The sequence below is a fragment of the Salmonella sp. SJTUF14076 genome (assembly GCF_015534835.1).
GTDB classification, from domain to species: domain Bacteria; phylum Pseudomonadota; class Gammaproteobacteria; order Enterobacterales; family Enterobacteriaceae; genus Salmonella; species Salmonella enterica.
Map to the genome: position 1 here is coordinate 4,353,624 of NZ_CP064674.1, position 16,811 is coordinate 4,370,434.

A 16,811-nucleotide genomic window follows, 5' to 3' on the forward strand; every position below is an offset into this window, starting at 1 on the left:
CTTTCTCTGCGGCGAGGTTTCTGTATAACGCACAAATGTGACGGGCATCTATATTTTTTATTTATGTTTATATTTTGTTCAATAAGATAATTTGCCGGATAGCGCCGTGAACGCCTTATCCGGCCTGAGTATTAACGGAAATTTACGCTCCTGTCACTGGTCATATCATACAGGCCAAACTTACGGCCAAGCTGTTGACCACCGTCACGCGTCAGCGGCGTCCAGCCAATTGCCGCACGACTTCGGGTTGGGCCGGACGAGAAGAGATCCAGCGGCACGGAAACATATACGCCTTTGGTAAAATCCCCTTCCCCATATTCATCCGGCGACGCATCGGTAATCGTCGCGTAACCGCCGACAACGACGCCGCTATCGAAGCGTTTGGCGATCTCCAACGTACCGCCTTTATCGCCCGCCAGATATTGACCAACGCTGGCTTTCACCAGCACATCCTGGGCGAACGACGGCGTCCAGTATGCGGTCAAATGTCCGGTCTTCACGCTGTAATCGGTAAACTTCATCATATCCTGCGCGCTACGCCAGTCACGCTGTTTCACGTAGTTGGCATCCAGACCAAACGCCCAATTGCTGTCTACCGGGCGATACAGGACTTCCGCCCCGGCACCGCCAAACATGGTCTCCAGATAACCGCCATAGACCTGCCCATAGAAACCATTGCCAAGATACTGGAAGTAGTTGGCCTGTAGGTTATTCACATAAACATCATTCTGCACATACTCACGGACATGCGTACGCACCCGCGGCAGATGCGAGTCCTTCGGCGGATTGGTGTAGTTAAATTTGTCGTAGTTGTTGGCGATATTGGCAAACACGCTGCCCGTGGTGAGCAGATGATCCGTGACCCACAGATCCGCAGTTCCCATTACGCCCAACTGATACATATAGAAGTTTTCCGGGCCGCCTACCGACTGATTCAGCACGGGATCAAGATGAAAATCAACGCGCGACTTGTCGATATACCAACCCTGTTCAGTACTCTCTGGCACGATCGGCTCCACGCGTTTTTGCGCCAGCGGAGTTTCATGTCCCAGCGGTTCGCCTTCCAGATGGCGTTTCAGGCTGGCGACATCGGTTTCAGTGGTGACCTGCGGCAGATTAAGGCGGTTTTCCGTCACGCGGATCGTGCGGATCCCCTCCGGCAGATCGTTCATGACGATCCGGTTAGCACGCACGATCCCTTCACGGGAGTCGCGGTACTTCACCTGTTCGCCGGTAACGTACAGCGTATCGCCTTTGACCTGGATTTTCGGGTCCGCCAGACCAGCATTATATTTCAATAACGTTAATTGATTAGCCACTACCGAATGTTGCAGGATGGCATCCTGCGGCTGTGGTCGGTATTGCGGGCGTGAATTGTCATGATACGCGGGACGTAAATCGTTGAAATTGGTGCGCAGCGTAACGCCAAACATAAAGGTGTTGCCGCGCTCGTAGCTGAGGTTAACGTCGGCCCAATCGGTGACGCGGTAAATGGCGCCGACGTTAAACTTGCTCTTCTGTTCCAGTTTACCCGCAAAATCCTGCTGATAGTTATTGCCTTCATACTCCAGCTTCAGGCGTAGCGGTTGCCACGGGGTCTGGTATTCCACGCCGCCAAACAGCGAAGCCGGGCCGTGAAACATATCGCTACCGTCGACGGAACCTGCCTCTTTATAACTGTTATCACGCGAACAGAATTTATCACTATACGAACAGAAAGGATTAGACACATTGCCGCTGGTGCCAAGATAGCCCCAGCCGAGACCTAATGAAAAATCAAATGGCCCCCAGGCCTTACTCGCTACAATATATTCCGCATCAAACAGCCCCGTCCCGCCGATATCGCGCGCGCCAACCGCCACCTGCGGCATCCAGTAACTCTCTTCCCACAACCGCAGTTTCACATCAAACGCTTTATCTTTGTAAGTCTGGTCACCGGAGAATGATTCCACGCTGCTGTACTTTTTCGTACGGACATCGGTATAGCGCAACGTGGTTTCCAGCCACGGGAAAAGCTGAACCGAAGCCGAGTAGTAGCGGTACTGATCGTTATCGCGATAGTTCAGACTCATCTCCCCTTCACGCGCCATACGCGCTGTCGGCGTTTGCAGCAGGCCCACGCCGCCAAAGTCAGATTGTGAAGGTCCAACAGGGGCTGGATATGTTTCGGCATGGCAGGCCGCGCTAATACCCAGCGCCAGCACGCTGAGCAGATGTGTTTTTTTCATTATTCCGGTATCCGCTGCGTCAGGGTATGAAGAATGTCGGCATTCATCGCCTCCGGCGTGCCGCGCCAAAGGGAATCGGCAAAACCGACAAAAATAATGCTGCCGGGCATCGGCTCGATATGACGCTTATTCCAGTAAGCCACCGGCGCTTTTTGGCTGCGTCCATCAGGGTAAACCACCCAGGCATAGCTACGATCCGCGCCGCTGAGTAAGCGCTGACCCTCAAGATAACTGGCGACGTCCCGCCCAGGGACGAACGGCTGGCTGCCCGGCTGGCTAATCAAGCCAAAGAGCGTCACCTGCGTGGGTTGCGGCCCGACCCAGAGCGTGTAGTGACCTTGCAGCGGCGGGTTACCTCGTTCGCTCACCCGAACCACGTCAGGATCAAGGTTCACTAATTGTCTGCCCGTCACCTTCACCGCCTGAATCTGTCGGCGCAGTGTGTTTATCGCCGCCGCATCGCCATCTTCCTCAGCGCTGAGCGCCGCCAGTCGCCCGAGAAGTTCCTGCTGCTGTTGACGCGCCGTCACGGTCGCCTGTTCTTCGCCTATCACCGCCGCAGGCCACCAGCTCGTTGCCAGGCGCGGCTGTCCGACTAAATCGAGCAGACGCTCAGCGTCTGTCAGCGTTTTAGGCTCGCTATTACCTTGGGTAAAAACGGTAACAGTGCCGCTGGCAAAGGCGGATGACGCGATAAAGGCCAGCGCCAGCGCGCTTATCGTCCTTTTCATCATGATTTTGCCGCCTTAATCAGCGTGGTTTTCACCGGAAAGTAATTCGCGCCCAGATACTGTTCCGTCTGGCGAATTTGGCCTTCGCTATCAACCCAGTAGCGATTACGCCAGCGCGTTTGATCGGTCGTCACTTCTTCATCTAACACCCGCACGGCGGTTTCCTCACTGCCGACGTTCACTCTATCGGTCCCTCGCCATGTAAAAACGGAACGGGCGGTGGCGTAACGCACCTGGCGATGTTCGGTCCAGCCCAGGGTGCGAGTCCAGGTCGCGCCATCGATAATCTGTCCTGGTTTCGCCAGCGGGTCGGCCGCCAGATTATTCACATCGATCAGGTTGTCACCGCTGAGCAGAGTTTTGACCAGACGGCCATGCTGCGTCACGATCGTCGCGCCATCCTGCGTCACCCATTTCTGCTGCCCGTTTTCCGAGAAAGCGAGCACCACAAACAGTTGAGGACCGCCGTTAAGCTGCATGTACTGGCTGGCATAAGGCATGTTTTGAATATCGTCATCCGTTAGCTGTACGCCTGGCGTACCGAACAAACTGTCCCACAGTGAATCGCCCAGGCCTTTGGTGGTGGCCGAACACGCCTGTAATAGCAGGCAAATCAGGATAAGTGCGAGTCGCTTCACGACGCTTCTCCAGAGGGGCAAAATAACCACACCGGAGTGTGGTTATGGTTAAACGTACCGATACTACTGGGTACTGGTGGTCGTGGTGGTCGTGGTTCCGGTATTGGAACCATCGCCGCCGCCGGTTGCCGCTAACGCGACGCCCACCGCCGAACTTACGGTGCTAACGCTGGTAGCGGAGGAGCTTCCCGCCGATACCGACGTCGCTGCCGACCCTGCCGCTTCACCCACCTGAACGGGGGCTGCCGAGACAGATGTCGCCGCAAGCGCGGTTATGGCAAAAATGCCATACAGTACTTTTTTCATCATAATTTCCCTTCATTGAATGAATGGAGATTTACCCAAAAGAATTTCGGGCGCTACCGAGTATACACAACCAAAGCAGGCGGATTATGTCCGGGAGAAATAACAGCGAGGTTTTAGGATAATTAAACTTTAAAGAAGTAACGCCTACATTATTTAATTAACAAACAAATAAAATCAATAAGTTAAAATTAAACTAAAAGACATCAGCATCCGTATAATCTGAAAATAACGCAGAGTGATTTTCTGGTTATTGCTTATTTTAGGATTAAGCTCAATATAAAATTGTGGGGATAAAGACGGACAAGCGGAATTATCTTATAAAAAAAGCCGATGTGAATATCGGCCTTTTTATTATCTTATTCTCTTTTTGCCGGATGGCGGCGAAACGCCTTATCCGGCCTACAGACGCTATGCATTACGTAGACCGGATAAGCGCAGCGCCATCAGGCGCGCCAGGCTTTATAACGGTTAATCAGACCGTTGGTAGAGCTATCATGGGACGAAATAGCTTTATCATCGCCCAGCTCCGGCAGAATACGGTTAGCTAACTGTTTACCCAACTCAACGCCCCACTGGTCGAAAGTAAAGATGTTCAGGATGACGCCCTGCGTAAAGATTTTATGCTCATACAGCGCAATCAGCGCGCCCAGGCTGAACGGTGTAATTTCACGCAGCAGGATAGAGTTGGTCGGGCGGTTGCCTTCAAACACTTTGAATGGCACAACGTGTTCAAGCTGCGCCGGATCTTTACCCTGATCGCGATATTCCTGCTCAACCACTTCGCGGGATTTACCAAACGCCAGCGCTTCGGTCTGCGCGAAGAAGTTAGACAGCAGCTTCTGATGATGATCGGATAGCGGGTTATGGGTGATAGCCGGGGCGATAAAATCACACGGCACCATTTTAGTACCCTGGTGAATCAATTGATAAAACGCGTGCTGACCGTTGGTGCCTGGTTCGCCCCAGATAATTGGGCCTGTCTGATAATCCACGGCGTTGCCGTTACGGTCAACGTATTTACCGTTGGATTCCATGTTACCCTGCTGGAAGTAGGCGGCGAAACGGTGCATATACTGGTCGTACGGCAGAATGGCTTCGGTTTCCGCGCCGAAGAAATTGTTGTACCAGATGCCAATCAACGCCAGCAGAATGGGTAGGTTTTTCTCCGCCGGAGTGGTGGAGAAATGCTTGTCCATCGCGTGCGCGCCGGAAAGCAGCTCGACAAAGTTGTCGAAACCGACGGACAGAATAATGGACAGCCCGATGGCAGACCACAGCGAGTAACGACCACCGACCCAGTCCCAGAACTCGAACATATTGGCCGTGTCGATACCAAATTCGCCGACCGCTTTGGCGTTAGTGGAGAGCGCAGCAAAGTGTTTCGCTACGTGTTTTTCATCGCCTGCAGTTTTCAGGAACCAGTCGCGCGCGCTGTGGGCGTTGGTCATGGTTTCCTGGGTGGTGAAAGTTTTAGAAGCGACCAGGAACAGTGTGGTTTCAGGGTTCACTTTCTTCAGCACTTCAGCGATGTGGGTGCCATCGACGTTAGAGACGAAGTGCATGTTCAGATGGTTTTTATACGGACGCAGCGCTTCGGTCACCATGAACGGGCCGAGGTCGGAACCGCCGATACCGATGTTCACCACGTCGGTGATGGCCTTACCGGTGTAGCCTTTCCACTGACCGGAGATAATCGCTTGCGAGAAAGTTTTCATCTTCTCAAGCACGGCGTTCACTTCCGGCATCACATCTTTGCCGTCCACGATGATCGGCGTATTGCTACGGTTACGCAGCGCCACGTGCAGCACGGCGCGGTCTTCGGTGCGGTTGATCTTCTCGCCGGAGAACATGGATTTAATCGCGCCGGCCAGATCGGTCTCTTTCGCCAGATCCTGTAATTTTGCCAGCGTCTCTTCGGTGATGCGGTTTTTGGAGAAATCCACCAGCATCAGATCGTCAAACGTCGCGGAAAATTTAGCGAAACGGTCGCTATCGTTCGCGAAAAGCTCAGCGATCGTAACGTCTTTCATTTCATCGTAGTGTTTCTGGAGCGCCTGCCAGGCAGAAGTCTGCGTTGGATTGATGTTTTTCATTAGCAATACTCTTCTGATTTGAGAATTGTGACTGGGATCGATTGTAACGCCAGTCACAGAAAAGTGTGATTGTTTTAGTGCCGTTGCCCCAGGCACTGTCGAATGAGGATAAAAAGTATATACCCTAAATAATTCGAGGTGCAGAAAGGCGGCAAATGGGTAAGTCGCCGGGCGCATAGATAAGCCAACATACTACAAACGGGTATCGGGGTTATAAGCGCTGTTACTGAGCCTAAACTCAGCATAAAAAATCCGCATAATCCCAACGTTGACAGTCCAGTCCACAACTTTTATTTATAAATACGTTACTTGCATTTGCGCCTGCACCGGTTTCTGTTCTGCCTTTGTGCCATGGTCGCGTTTTTCATTTCCTGACACGAGGTTGATATGACAGAGATCGTTGTTTCCAAATTTGGCGGTACCAGCGTCGCTGATTTTGACGCCATGAACCGTAGCGCGGATATCGTACTTTCCGACGCCAATGTTCGTTTAGTCGTGCTTTCCGCGTCTGCCGGCATCACTAATCTGCTGGTGGCGCTGGCCGAAGGGATGGAGCCTGGCGAACGTTTCGCTACGCTCGACGCCATCCGTAAAATCCAGTTCGATATCCTTGATCGTCTGCGTCATCCGAATGTCATTCGGGAAGAGATTGAACGCCTGCTGGAAAACATCACTATTCTGGCGGAGGCAGCATCGCTGGCGACATCGGCAGCCCTGACCGATGAACTGGTCAGCCACGGCGAGCTAATGTCTACCCTGCTATTTGTTGAGATCCTGCGTGAACGCGACGTACAGGCCCACTGGTTCGACGTGCGCAAAGTGATGCGTACCAGCGATCGCTTTGGTCGTGCGGAACCGGACGTCGCAGCGCTTGCGGAACTGGCCGCGCAGCAGTTGCTCCCGCGCCTGAGCGAAACGTTGGTCATTACTCAGGGTTTTATCGGCAGTGAAAGCAAAGGCCGCACCACGACGTTAGGCCGCGGCGGCAGCGACTATACGGCAGCGTTGCTGGCTGAAGCGCTCCATGCCGCGCGGGTTGATATCTGGACAGATGTGCCCGGTATTTACACCACCGACCCGCGCGTGGTGCCCGTCGCGCAGCGAATTGATGAAATCGACTTTGAAGAAGCGGCGGAGATGGCAACCTTCGGCGCAAAAGTACTGCATCCAGCCACCTTACTCCCGGCCGTGCGTAGCGATATCCCGGTCTTCGTTGGCTCCAGTAAAGATCCGCAAGCGGGCGGTACGCTGGTGTGCAATAAAACCCAAAACCCGCCGCTGTTCCGCGCGCTGGCGCTGCGCCGCAATCAAACGCTATTGACGCTACACAGCCTGAATATGCTGCACTCGCGAGGTTTCCTGGCAGAGGTGTTCGGCATTCTGGCGCGGCATAATATTTCGGTAGATCTGATTACCACTTCGGAGGTGAGCGTCGCGCTGACGCTGGATACTACCGGCTCCACCTCCACGGGCGATACGTTACTGACCCAATCCTTATTGATGGAGCTTTCCGCGCTGTGTCGGGTCGAAGTCGAAGAAGGACTGGCGCTGGTCGCGCTGATTGGCAACAACCTGTCAAAAGCCTGCGGTGTTGGTAAAGAAGTGTTTGGCGTCCTGGAACCGTTCAACATTCGCATGATTTGTTACGGCGCCTCCAGCCACAATCTGTGCTTCCTCGTGCCGGGAGACGATGCCGAGAAAGTGGTGCAAAAGCTACATCAGAACTTATTTGAATAAATCGCCCTGGCACGACAGCAGGTGAGCGCTATCAGACAATACGCTGCCGGATAACGGCGCAAGCGCCTTATCCGGCGGTTCCCACGTCAGGCACTGCCGGCGGAATACTGCTCCAGAAAGCCAATTACAGAAGGCAGGAATCTGTACACCCTGCTCGTCCCATCAACATGGGCAGCTTTCCCCAATTTATGCCCTCCTCATTTTGAACCTCGTCACAAAACCACACAAAACAACATAAAGCAAAAACACAAATTGATCATTATATTTTAATAACTTACCTTTAAAAATTGAGATCGTTTGGTATAAAACCATTTTTTCATTGTTGCTTTATTTTGTTTTAGTTGGAATTATGATTGCACTACAACACAGATAACCCCCTTACCCTATTTGAGGCCGCTATGAAAAAAATTGCGATTATTGGAAGCAGTGGAGGCAACCTCTACAACCTGGGTGGCGCCGAGCCAGAGAAGTTACTCCAGGAGATTTATCAGCAGTGTGAGGCTGCGGGCGTGAATGTGGCCGCCGTACAATTTATCGCGGCAGAGGCCTCGATGGACGTCGCCAAACCGGATACCCCGGCATCGGTTTATGCATTAACCACAGAAAACCAACAAAAACCACAGCGCATATTTCAGGGTAAGCTTTCGGAGGTAAACACCTCGGTAGTAGAAAGCGATCGCCGAATCGCTGAGATGATCCGCCGCGGTGAGATCGATGGGATCGTGGTAATGAGCGCCGATCCGGTAAAGGCGAACCAGGCCGTTTTTGCCACCGCCGTTGAGATGAAAACACCGATTGTCGGCACCGGGGGAACCTCCATGGCGCTGGTGGCGGCAAAGGGGGCGAATGTGGTCGCGACCTCCGGAACAACCGGCACCACCAGCCGTACCCGCGCCGTCTCCTTCGTGGCGTCACTATGTAAACATTGGGGTATCAAGTACAAACCACAGTTGGGTAGCGCTTCGCCCTCGCAGAGCGGTTCCGGAAAAAGCCTGCTCAAACGTTTTAACATTCGTAGCATCATGATCCCTGCGCTACCAGGCTTTATCGCCATGGCGATTGTACTCGCCCTGAGCCACATACCAGGACTGGAAAAACTTAACGATATCTTTGAAATATTACTAAAAGGTCTGCCAGTGTTAGTCGCGGTACTGGCGGCAAAACAGATTTCCGAACTGGATGAAGTTTCAATTGTGGCTGGGGTCGTCGCTGGCGTGCTTTCCGTAGAGGGCGGACTGATCGGCGGCATTATCGGCGGTGTAATGGCGGGGATTTTCGTCCGTTGGCTGTTCGAGCTGTGCCTGAACTGGCGCTTCCCAATGACTACCGTCAACATCGTCGCCGGTGGGATATCGGGCCTTGCCGCTGGGTTAATCATGCACTATCTGCTGAGTCCGCTGGCGCTATCTGCGGGTAATTACATCAAACTGGCTATCGAAAGCACGCTGGCATTCAGCCCAATTCTTGCCGGGCTGCTGGCTGGTCTGGTTATCTGGCCTGCCATTCTCGGCGGCGTCTATCACGCGGTGATCCTGCCGTTGGTACTGCTGGAGATGGAAAAATCCGGCGTCAGCTTCCTCGGCGCGGTCGATATGGTCGGTCTGGTGATGGTGGCCGCAGGTATTAACCTTGCCAATGTGATCGCCCCGCGTGAAAAAAGCGAAGCTGCCGTTGCTACGCCGGGCCTGCTCATTAACCTGGGTTTTGGCACCTTTGTTGAATCCGCCTATCCCTTCATGTTCGCCAACAAAATTGTTTTTGGCTCCGCCATTTTTTGGGCCGGAATGGGCGGCATGATGCTGGGCTTTTTTAACGTCAAAGGCGTGGCCTATGTTCCGGCTTTCGCCTCACCGTTCTTATCCAGCAATGCGCTCCAGATGGCCATCGTAATGATTGCCACAATGGCGATGACCTGCCTTACCACCATTATTGCTAACCGTTTCAAACCTGTCGTACAGAGCGAATCAACAACGACAGCCGTTAATTAATGCACCAACACCAGAGGTACACCATGTTTAAAGGCGATATGAATAAAAAACGCGCCAAAGCGTTACAGAAAGTGAAAGAAGCCATCACGCTTCACGGTGGGCAAACTATCCTCAGCACAGGAATAACTGGCGACGATGCACGCCTGGCGAAAGCCGTGTGTGAGGCTGGCGTTAAGCTGCTGGAGCCGAACCACCCTGCGTTGGCGCTGGCGCGTGGACACAAAGGCGTGAGCAACATGCACGCGGCGGAGCAGATTCGTCACGAAATCACCAATAGCCAGATGGCTGAGGCCGTACACGGTGTTCGTAATGTGGTCCCGGACGATATTTTTATCACCGTTGGTATCGCCGGCGGTTTTACCGAAACCTTACCGGTGCCGCTCAGCGAAACGGAAATTCTGGAGATTGCCCGCGCTGGAGCCGACGGTTTACATACGCATAAATCCGACTGGGACGATCTGCAGGACATCGTTAATCTCGCCCATCAATATGGTCTGACCGTCGATGCCTACATTGGCCATCCTGACGATCTGCATACTTTCGGTATTCCTGCGCGCACGCCGGAAGAGGTCGCCAGCGTGGCGAAGCGGATGCAGGATATCGGCGTGGACATGATTGGTCTGATGACCGGCATGAGCTATGAAGGCGTAGCGGCAGGCGATATCCCGCAGATGATTAAAGATCGCCTGCGGGCGTTGGTCGGCGCGGTGGATGTTCCGACGCTGGCGGAAGGCGGGATTAACCTCGCCAACGCGAAAGCGTTTAAAGATACCGGAGTCAACATTCTGGTGGTCGGTACGGCTATCGACAACATGGTGTGCAACGCCGCCAAAGAAGCCGTTACGCCGTTTATTGTTCATTGATATCAGGGAACGAGAGATGTTGTTAATCACCGATCTGGATGGAACATTACTCACCTCGCAGAAAACAATCAGCCCGCGCACGCGCCAGGCGCTGATTGCGTTCCGCCAGAACGGTGGTCTACTGGCGGCATGTTCCGCCAGACCGGTCTCCTCAATGGTACGCCTGCTACGCCAGCAACAGGTTGATACGTTGTTTAGCTGGTGCGCCGGTTTTAACTGCGGACACCTGCTGGAGATGGCGGGGCAGCGCATTATTCATTCTGCTCCGTTGTCCGCCACAGATCTGTGGAATATTGACCAGCATATTTCTCTTTCCCGCTATCACCACCATTTTTTTAGCGCCGAAGCAATTCACCATCGTGACGATAGACTGATTGCGCCCTGGACAACATATGAAGCCCGTTTATTTGGGTTGCCGCTTATAACTGAAACTACAGAAAATATCTTTAATCGTCGCGATATATATAAAATTACCCTTGTTGCCGCATCTTCGGAGATAGATACACTGTGTACAGAAGTGAATAATCACCTGCCTTATGGATATTATGCGGTCGTCACGGGAGAAAATTATATTGATATTCAAAGAACCGATGTAAATAAAGGGTGCATAATAGAACAATTAATTCATTATTTAAATATATCTTCTGACAAGGTGGTCGTGATTGGCGATCAGCAGAATGATGTCAGCATGTTTGCCGCCGCCGGAATCAGCATCGCAATGGGCAACGCGCCGGATGCAGTAAAGCGGCAGGCCGGCTATGTGACTGCCACGAATGATGAGGAGGGTATCGTCCATGCGTTGGAGTGGTTGCGTTGCCTTACGCATCCAGTTACCATGCGCCAAAGGTTGACGGCGGCGAAAGATAATGAATCCAATTAAAAGACGAAAACATATTCTTGATGAATTAAACAAATTCGGTGAAGTCACCGTTATTAAATTATCGGAAATGCTCAACGTCACCTCGGAAACCATTCGTCGCGATCTCTCCTTACTGGAATCAGAAGGCAAAATCACTAAGATTCATGGGGGCGCGGTCAAAAAGCAAGTTGTCCAGGAGGATGCGTTTAGCGCAAGAATAGAGGCGCATCGCGAAGAGAAAATAGCGATTGGCAAACTTGCCGCCGAAATGGTCAGTGAACGGGATACATTGTTTATTGATTCCTGTACAACTAACCTTATTCTGGCCGAGCAATTACCGCCTCTCGCTTTTTCCGTGATTACCAATTCAGCACTGATTGCCGATAAAATTAAAGAGCATAACCTGCAGGCCCGCGTGTATGTATTAGGCGGCGAATATGATTACCATTTTCGCGCTAATCTCGGCGTCTCGGTATGTCAGCAGATTAACGCAATTCACGCGGATATCTGTTTTATTGGCGCTGGCGGCATTTCTCCCCAGCATGGCGTGTTGGTGAAGAGCTTTGAAGAAGCCTACGTTGCCAAAGCCATGATTGCGATGAGCAAAAAATCAGTGATTCTCGCCGACCATACCAAATTTGGTCAGGACGGTGTGATGTGCATCGCAAGCGTAAAAGAAATCGATAACATCATCACGGATAAAGGATTTACGTCAACGGGTTATACGCCACAGGATTTCGCCGGAAAGCTGCGGATTGCTGACTGAGCGCTATCCGCCCGTTGCGTATTGCCGTAGACTAAATGCATCGGCTAACTGAGGGCACCCGTATGGCACTCCCCCGCATTACCCAAAAAGAGATGACCGAGCGCGAACAGCGCGAACTGAAAACGTTGCTGGACCGCGCCCGTATTGCGCACGGTCGTCCGCTGACCAATTCTGAGACCAACAGCGTAAAAAAGGAGTACATCGATAAGCTGATGGCGCTGCGTGAGGCTGAAGCGAAAAAAGCCCGCCAGTTGAAGAAAAAGCAGGCGTATAAACCCGATACGGAAGCGTCATTCTCCTGGTCGGCGAATACGCCGACGCGCGGCAGACGTTAACGTCCTTTCTTCTTTCGTCCCGGCGAGGTAAAGCGCTTACCGCTTGATGCCGGGCGCGCTTTCTCATTGCTTTTTTCGATCGCAATAACCGGTCGCTTAATACCCGTGGTCTTCGGCTTCGCTTTGGCCTTTGGTTTGGCTTCGGAAGAGGAACGCTCAATCAATTTAAACAGATCGATCAGCTCATCGTCCGTCAGATCGCGCCACTCGCCCAGCGGAATCCCGCTCAGGCTGACGTTCATAATGCGCGTACGCTCCAGTTTCGTCACTTCATAACCAAAGTATTCACACATACGACGGATCTGACGGTTTAATCCCTGCACCAGGGTGATGCGAAAGACAAACGGCGCCTCTTTTTTCACCTTACATTTTTTGGTGACGGTACCCAGAATCGGCACGCCAGCGCCCATACCACGAATAAACTCGTCGGTAATCGGTTTATCCACCGTCACCAGATACTCTTTTTCGTGATCGTTACCGGCACGCAGAATCTTATTGACCAGATCGCCGTGGTTAGTCAGAAATATCAGCCCCTGCGAGTCTTTATCCAGACGACCAATCGGGAAGATACGTTTGCTGTGGTTCACAAAATCGACAATATTGTCGCGTTCGCCGTCTTCAGTGGTACTGACAATGCCAACCGGTTTATTCAGCGCAATCAGCACTAAATCATCCGCTTCTCGCGGCTCAATCAACCGACCATTTACTTTAACAATATCCCCTGCGACTACCTGATCGCCAATGGCGGCGCGTTTGCCGTTGATAAAGACATTGCCCTGTTCGATAAAACGGTCCGCCTCGCGACGCGAACAGATGCCGCTTTCACTGATATATTTATTAAGCCGGGTAGATGTGTCGGTCAGCATATTTACTCTCTGAGAAATTTTTCTACATAAACGTCGGGAATGTGACTTACCACATCAAATCGTCAGGAACTTTAAAATCGGCATACGGATCATCTTCGTCCTGCTCTTCCTGACTCAGCGCACTGTTTACGACAATACTGTCCGCATCTCGTTGTGCGATTTTATCGGCGACGCTCGCGGGAATAATCGCATATTCACATTCACCGCTGTTATTGATAACCAGGCGCGCAATCGCGAGACGCCCATTAATCAGTTGCGTCTGAGTGAGCTTATCCACGTCTATTTTTTTGATGACGTTATTATCGGTGAAGTTAAAACCAATATCGCCTTTAGATACATTGATTCTATTCATTTCAATAAGTTGCTTAACCTGAGCTTTAAACTCTTTCGCTAAAACCGCTTGTTTTTGCTGTTCACTGAGTTGTTTATCACGCTCAAGTTGCGCCTTTTTATTTTCTTCCACCGCTTCTCTGGCCTCACGAGCCTGAACGCGTGATTTTTTAGCCGTGCGTTGGACTTTGGCCATTTTTTTGCTGGTCACTAATCCCGCTTGTAGCAGTTGCTCTTGTAAGGTCAGTTTTGCCATTTTCGTCTCTAAACGTGTTAAATAATTTTGCGGATTATACCTGTAATTTTTCAGGCGATACCAGATGGCAGATCTGGCCTGTCGTCACTTTTAGCGACCGTGCGTTGCCTGTGACACGCATAACATCATGAGCCATATCAGTAAGACATTAAATGGATAATGGTAGCATTATTACGTTTTGACATTTCCTGATGAGGTGGAGAAGTAATGGAACTGCTTTTATTAAGTAACTCGACGCTGCCGGGTAAAGCCTGGCTGGAACACGCTCTGCCGCTGATAGCGAATCAGTTGAACGGTCGACGCTCAGCCGTGTTTATTCCGTTTGCCGGCGTCACGCAAACATGGGACGAGTACACGGATAAAACCGCAGAGGTGCTTGCGCCATTAGGGATAAACGTCACAGGGATTCATCGTGTCGCCGATCCGCTTGCGGCGATTGAGAAAGCGGAAATCATTATTGTCGGTGGCGGAAATACCTTTCAGCTACTGAAAGAATCGCGTGAACGCGGGCTGCTGGCGCCGATGGCGGACAGGGTAAAACGCGGCGCGCTGTATATCGGCTGGAGCGCAGGCGCCAACCTTGCCTGCCCGACTATCCGCACGACCAACGATATGCCGATCGTCGATCCAAACGGTTTCGACGCGCTGGATCTGTTCCCGCTGCAAATTAATCCTCACTTCACTAACGCCTTGCCGGAAGGTCATAAGGGCGAGACCCGCGAGCAGCGTATTCGCGAACTGCTGGTGGTCGCGCCGGAACTGACAGTGATTGGTTTGCCGGAAGGTAACTGGATTCAGGTGAGCAACGGCCAGGCGGTTCTCGGCGGCCCGAATACCACCTGGGTGTTTAAAGCAGGCGAAGAGGCCGTGGCGCTGGAAGCGGGTCATCGCTTTTAATCCCTGGCCACATTGAATGCCGAATGGCGGGCCTACGCGCATGTTCTCCGTAGGCCCCGCCATCCGGCATTTCACTTAATACTCGCCCCGTTCCTCGTCCTGATCCGGCTGTTCCAGTACGCTATAGGCGACCGAACAGAACAGTGAGTTAAGACGCTTCATATCGCCCAGCAGCCCTAAATGGAGCGAGCTGGTTTCAATGCTTTGCACGTTCTGCTGGTGCAGGCGGTCGACATGCGCATGTGAGTATCGGCGATTAAGTATACGGAAGCGATGTTTACTGCGGCGCAACCGACGGGCGCTGGTGACATCGCCGGAGAAAAAGACCGACATCGCCAGTTGCAGATTACTGAGCAGTTGATCGTAAAGCGCATCCAGCTCTTTCAATCCTTCTTCTGAAAATGCCCGACGCGCCGCCAGCGACTTGTCGGCAATCTCGCTGCCCATTCGCTCGATAATATCCGACGCCTGTTCGAGGTTCAGGGCCATCTCAATAATCTCCGCCCACCGGCGGGACTCCTCCGCCGCCAGCTCGTCTTTTGGCATTCGCGCCAGATAAAGCTTAATCGCGGTGTAGAGCACGTTAACGTCATCCGCCAGCTTGCGCAGCGCTTTCTCTTCACGCGGCTCGCCGTGCATGACCTTTTTTAGCCCTTCCATCATCTGTTCCATCGCATCGCCAATGCGCAACACCTCACGGGCAGCATTAGCCAGCGCCAGCGTTGGCGTATCCAGCGCGCTGACATCCAGATGTTTCGGCTTCAGATGGGTATCCAGTTCAGGCTCATCACGAATAATTCGTTTACAAAAACGCGCCATCAGCTCGGCAAATGGCACCATCGCCAGGCAGCGCACCAGGTTATAGAAAACGTGGAAATAGATCACCAGCTCTGACTTCGGTAGCGATAGCTCATCCATCAGATTCGCCAGCGGATGGACAAACGGCAGGATGACCAGGCTGCCGATCAATTTGAACAATAGGCTGCCGAGCGCTACGCGACGCGCGGCAGCATTGGCGGCGCTGTTGTTGAGCATCGCCAACAAGCCCGATCCCAGATTGGCGCCGATGACCAGGCACAACGCCACCGGGAACGATATAATCCCCGCCGCCGTCAGGGTCGCCGTCAGCAACACCGCCGCCAGGCTGGAATAACTGATAATAGCGAACATCGCGCCAATCAGCGCATCCAGCATAATGTCGCCCGTCAGCGACGCGAAAATGACCTGCACGCCATTAGCCTGAGTGATCGGCGTCACTGCCTGCACAATCAGCTCCAGCGCCAGTAGAATCAGGCCAAGCCCGATACCGACGCGACCCAGCTGCCCGGCGCGGGACTGCTTACGTCCCAAAAAGAAAATCACGCCAATAAAAATCAGCAGCGGCGATAGCCACGACAAGTCAAAGGTGAGAATACGCGCCATTAGCGCAGTACCCACATCGGCGCCCAGCACAATCACCAGAGCTGGCGTCAGGGCGACAAGATCCTGGGCGACAAACGACGTTACCAATAAAGTGGTGGCGTTACTGCTTTGTACCAGCGCGGTAACACCGATACCCGCACAAAAGGCGAGCGGTTTCTTTTCCACGCTGCGGCTGAGGACAGTGCGTAGACGCGCGCCAAACACGCGCATTACGCCAGTACGAACGATATGTGTTCCCCATACCAACAGCGCAACGGCAGAAAGTAGATGGAGCAAAGTTAACACGGCGTCAGGTTCTCCTTATCGTTATACGTTTTCCTGAAGCTCACTTGCGATAAATTGCCTGATGGCGCACAGCGTTAAGGCCTGGTGGCGTTGCACGCCACCAGGCTTACCATACATGCTGGATAAGGCGTTTACGCCGCCATCCGGCAAATTCAGCGTAGAGCCTTCCTTCAGTATAAGGGTTTAATTGTAAGAAAGAGACAAGGCACCC

Annotated in this window: 16 protein-coding genes; 7 read left to right on the top strand and 9 right to left on the bottom strand. The window is 52.6% G+C overall.

What is annotated here, in order from left to right; translation table 11 throughout:
• Positions 1-131 precede the first annotated feature (131 nt).
• The 5 genes from HU143_RS20920 to pgi all read right to left on the bottom strand — a co-directional run bounded on the left by HU143_RS20920 (position 132) and on the right by pgi (position 5,996).
• On the bottom strand, positions 132-2,228 hold the full coding sequence (locus tag HU143_RS20920; RefSeq protein ID WP_023226540.1) for a YjbH domain-containing protein: 2,097 nt from the start codon (positions 2,226-2,228) through the stop codon (positions 132-134).
• The gene (locus tag HU143_RS20925) at positions 2,228-2,962 is read right to left on the bottom strand and encodes a capsule biosynthesis GfcC family protein (protein WP_023226541.1); all 735 of its coding nucleotides are present in this window, start codon (positions 2,960-2,962) and stop codon (positions 2,228-2,230) included. Before HU143_RS20925 ends, HU143_RS20920 begins: the two co-directional genes overlap by 1 nt.
• Entirely contained in the window at positions 2,959-3,597 is a 639-nt protein-coding gene (locus tag HU143_RS20930; RefSeq protein WP_000824803.1) for a YjbF family lipoprotein, read from the bottom strand. Before HU143_RS20930 ends, HU143_RS20925 begins: the two co-directional genes overlap by 4 nt.
• A 63-nt stretch (positions 3,598-3,660) precedes the next feature.
• Positions 3,661-3,903, bottom strand: a complete 243-nt coding sequence (gene yjbE / locus HU143_RS20935; protein ID WP_001541297.1) for an exopolysaccharide production protein YjbE — start codon at positions 3,901-3,903, stop codon at positions 3,661-3,663.
• 443 nt (positions 3,904-4,346) lie between these two features.
• The gene (gene pgi, locus HU143_RS20940; RefSeq protein WP_000790028.1) at positions 4,347-5,996 is read right to left on the bottom strand and encodes a glucose-6-phosphate isomerase; all 1,650 of its coding nucleotides are present in this window, start codon (positions 5,994-5,996) and stop codon (positions 4,347-4,349) included.
• Between the two features lie 387 nt (positions 5,997-6,383).
• On the opposite strand from pgi, the gene lysC reads away from it, so the two are divergent.
• From lysC to HU143_RS20970, 6 genes are all read left to right on the top strand, one after another.
• Positions 6,384-7,733, top strand: coding sequence for a lysine-sensitive aspartokinase 3 (gene lysC, locus HU143_RS20945; protein WP_000136394.1), 1,350 nt, complete (start codon positions 6,384-6,386; stop codon positions 7,731-7,733).
• A gap of 398 nt (positions 7,734-8,131) precedes the next feature.
• The gene (locus HU143_RS20950; RefSeq protein WP_023226542.1) at positions 8,132-9,721 is read left to right on the top strand and encodes a hypothetical protein; all 1,590 of its coding nucleotides are present in this window, start codon (positions 8,132-8,134) and stop codon (positions 9,719-9,721) included.
• Positions 9,722-9,744: 23 nt separating this feature from the next.
• Positions 9,745-10,584 carry a hypothetical protein gene (locus tag HU143_RS20955; protein ID WP_000472332.1) on the top strand — a complete coding sequence of 280 codons (840 nt, stop codon included), beginning with the start codon at positions 9,745-9,747 and terminating at the stop codon, positions 10,582-10,584.
• Between the two features lie 16 nt (positions 10,585-10,600).
• Positions 10,601-11,464 (top strand): Cof-type HAD-IIB family hydrolase, encoded by an 864-nt coding sequence (locus HU143_RS20960; RefSeq protein ID WP_023226543.1) that lies wholly within the window; start codon positions 10,601-10,603, stop codon positions 11,462-11,464.
• Positions 11,451-12,209 carry a DeoR/GlpR family DNA-binding transcription regulator gene (locus HU143_RS20965; protein WP_001068171.1) on the top strand — a complete coding sequence of 253 codons (759 nt, stop codon included), beginning with the start codon at positions 11,451-11,453 and terminating at the stop codon, positions 12,207-12,209. The genes HU143_RS20960 and HU143_RS20965 overlap by 14 nt, the downstream gene beginning before the upstream one ends.
• 62 nt (positions 12,210-12,271) lie before the next feature.
• Positions 12,272-12,544, top strand: a complete 273-nt coding sequence (locus HU143_RS20970; RefSeq protein WP_001207628.1) for a DUF3811 domain-containing protein — start codon at positions 12,272-12,274, stop codon at positions 12,542-12,544.
• Here HU143_RS20970 and rluF read toward each other — a convergent pair.
• From rluF to HU143_RS20985, 3 genes are read right to left on the bottom strand one after another with little or no spacing between them, the layout of a single operon-like run.
• On the bottom strand, positions 12,541-13,410 hold the full coding sequence (rluF, locus tag HU143_RS20975; RefSeq protein WP_023226544.1) for a 23S rRNA pseudouridine(2604) synthase RluF: 870 nt from the start codon (positions 13,408-13,410) through the stop codon (positions 12,541-12,543). The two genes, HU143_RS20970 and rluF, sit on opposite strands and share 4 nt — an antisense overlap.
• Positions 13,411-13,456: 46 nt before the next feature.
• A complete protein-coding gene (locus HU143_RS20980; protein ID WP_001096724.1) occupies positions 13,457-13,996 on the bottom strand; it encodes a DUF2058 domain-containing protein in 540 nt (179 codons plus the stop codon).
• A gap of 34 nt (positions 13,997-14,030) precedes the next feature.
• Complete coding sequence (locus HU143_RS20985) at positions 14,031-14,132, bottom strand: hypothetical protein (protein WP_001594821.1); 102 nt, start codon at positions 14,130-14,132, stop codon at positions 14,031-14,033.
• 71 nt (positions 14,133-14,203) lie between these two features.
• Between HU143_RS20985 and pepE the strand changes: the two genes are divergently transcribed.
• Positions 14,204-14,893, top strand: a complete 690-nt coding sequence (gene pepE / locus HU143_RS20990) for a dipeptidase PepE (protein ID WP_000421776.1) — start codon at positions 14,204-14,206, stop codon at positions 14,891-14,893.
• A 75-nt stretch (positions 14,894-14,968) separates the two neighbouring features.
• On the opposite strand, the gene HU143_RS20995 is transcribed toward pepE, so the two are convergent.
• Entirely contained in the window at positions 14,969-16,600 is a 1,632-nt protein-coding gene (locus tag HU143_RS20995) for a Na/Pi cotransporter family protein (protein WP_000956811.1), read from the bottom strand.
• Between the last annotated feature and the right edge of the window lie 211 nt (positions 16,601-16,811).

Bases quoted from the DNA above. Each gene is read 5' to 3' on its own strand.
- HU143_RS20950 (WP_023226542.1), top strand. From the start codon at position 8,132: ATGAAAAAAATTGCGATTATTGGAAGCAGTGGAGGCAACCTCTACAAC.
- pepE (WP_000421776.1), top strand. From the start codon at position 14,204: ATGGAACTGCTTTTATTAAGTAACTCGACGCTGCCGGGTAAAGCCTGG.
- HU143_RS20955 (WP_000472332.1), top strand. From the start codon at position 9,745: ATGTTTAAAGGCGATATGAATAAAAAACGCGCCAAAGCGTTACAGAAA.
- lysC (WP_000136394.1), top strand. From the start codon at position 6,384: ATGACAGAGATCGTTGTTTCCAAATTTGGCGGTACCAGCGTCGCTGAT.
- HU143_RS20960 (WP_023226543.1), top strand. From the start codon at position 10,601: ATGTTGTTAATCACCGATCTGGATGGAACATTACTCACCTCGCAGAAA.
- yjbE (WP_001541297.1), bottom strand. From the start codon at position 3,903: ATGAAAAAAGTACTGTATGGCATTTTTGCCATAACCGCGCTTGCGGCG.
- HU143_RS20985 (WP_001594821.1), bottom strand. From the start codon at position 14,132: ATGGCTCATGATGTTATGCGTGTCACAGGCAACGCACGGTCGCTAAAA.
- pgi (WP_000790028.1), bottom strand. From the start codon at position 5,996: ATGAAAAACATCAATCCAACGCAGACTTCTGCCTGGCAGGCGCTCCAG.
- HU143_RS20925 (WP_023226541.1), bottom strand. From the start codon at position 2,962: ATGATGAAAAGGACGATAAGCGCGCTGGCGCTGGCCTTTATCGCGTCA.
- HU143_RS20970 (WP_001207628.1), top strand. From the start codon at position 12,272: ATGGCACTCCCCCGCATTACCCAAAAAGAGATGACCGAGCGCGAACAG.
- HU143_RS20920 (WP_023226540.1), bottom strand. From the start codon at position 2,228: ATGAAAAAAACACATCTGCTCAGCGTGCTGGCGCTGGGTATTAGCGCG.
- rluF (WP_023226544.1), bottom strand. From the start codon at position 13,410: ATGCTGACCGACACATCTACCCGGCTTAATAAATATATCAGTGAAAGC.
- HU143_RS20965 (WP_001068171.1), top strand. From the start codon at position 11,451: ATGAATCCAATTAAAAGACGAAAACATATTCTTGATGAATTAAACAAA.
- HU143_RS20980 (WP_001096724.1), bottom strand. From the start codon at position 13,996: ATGGCAAAACTGACCTTACAAGAGCAACTGCTACAAGCGGGATTAGTG.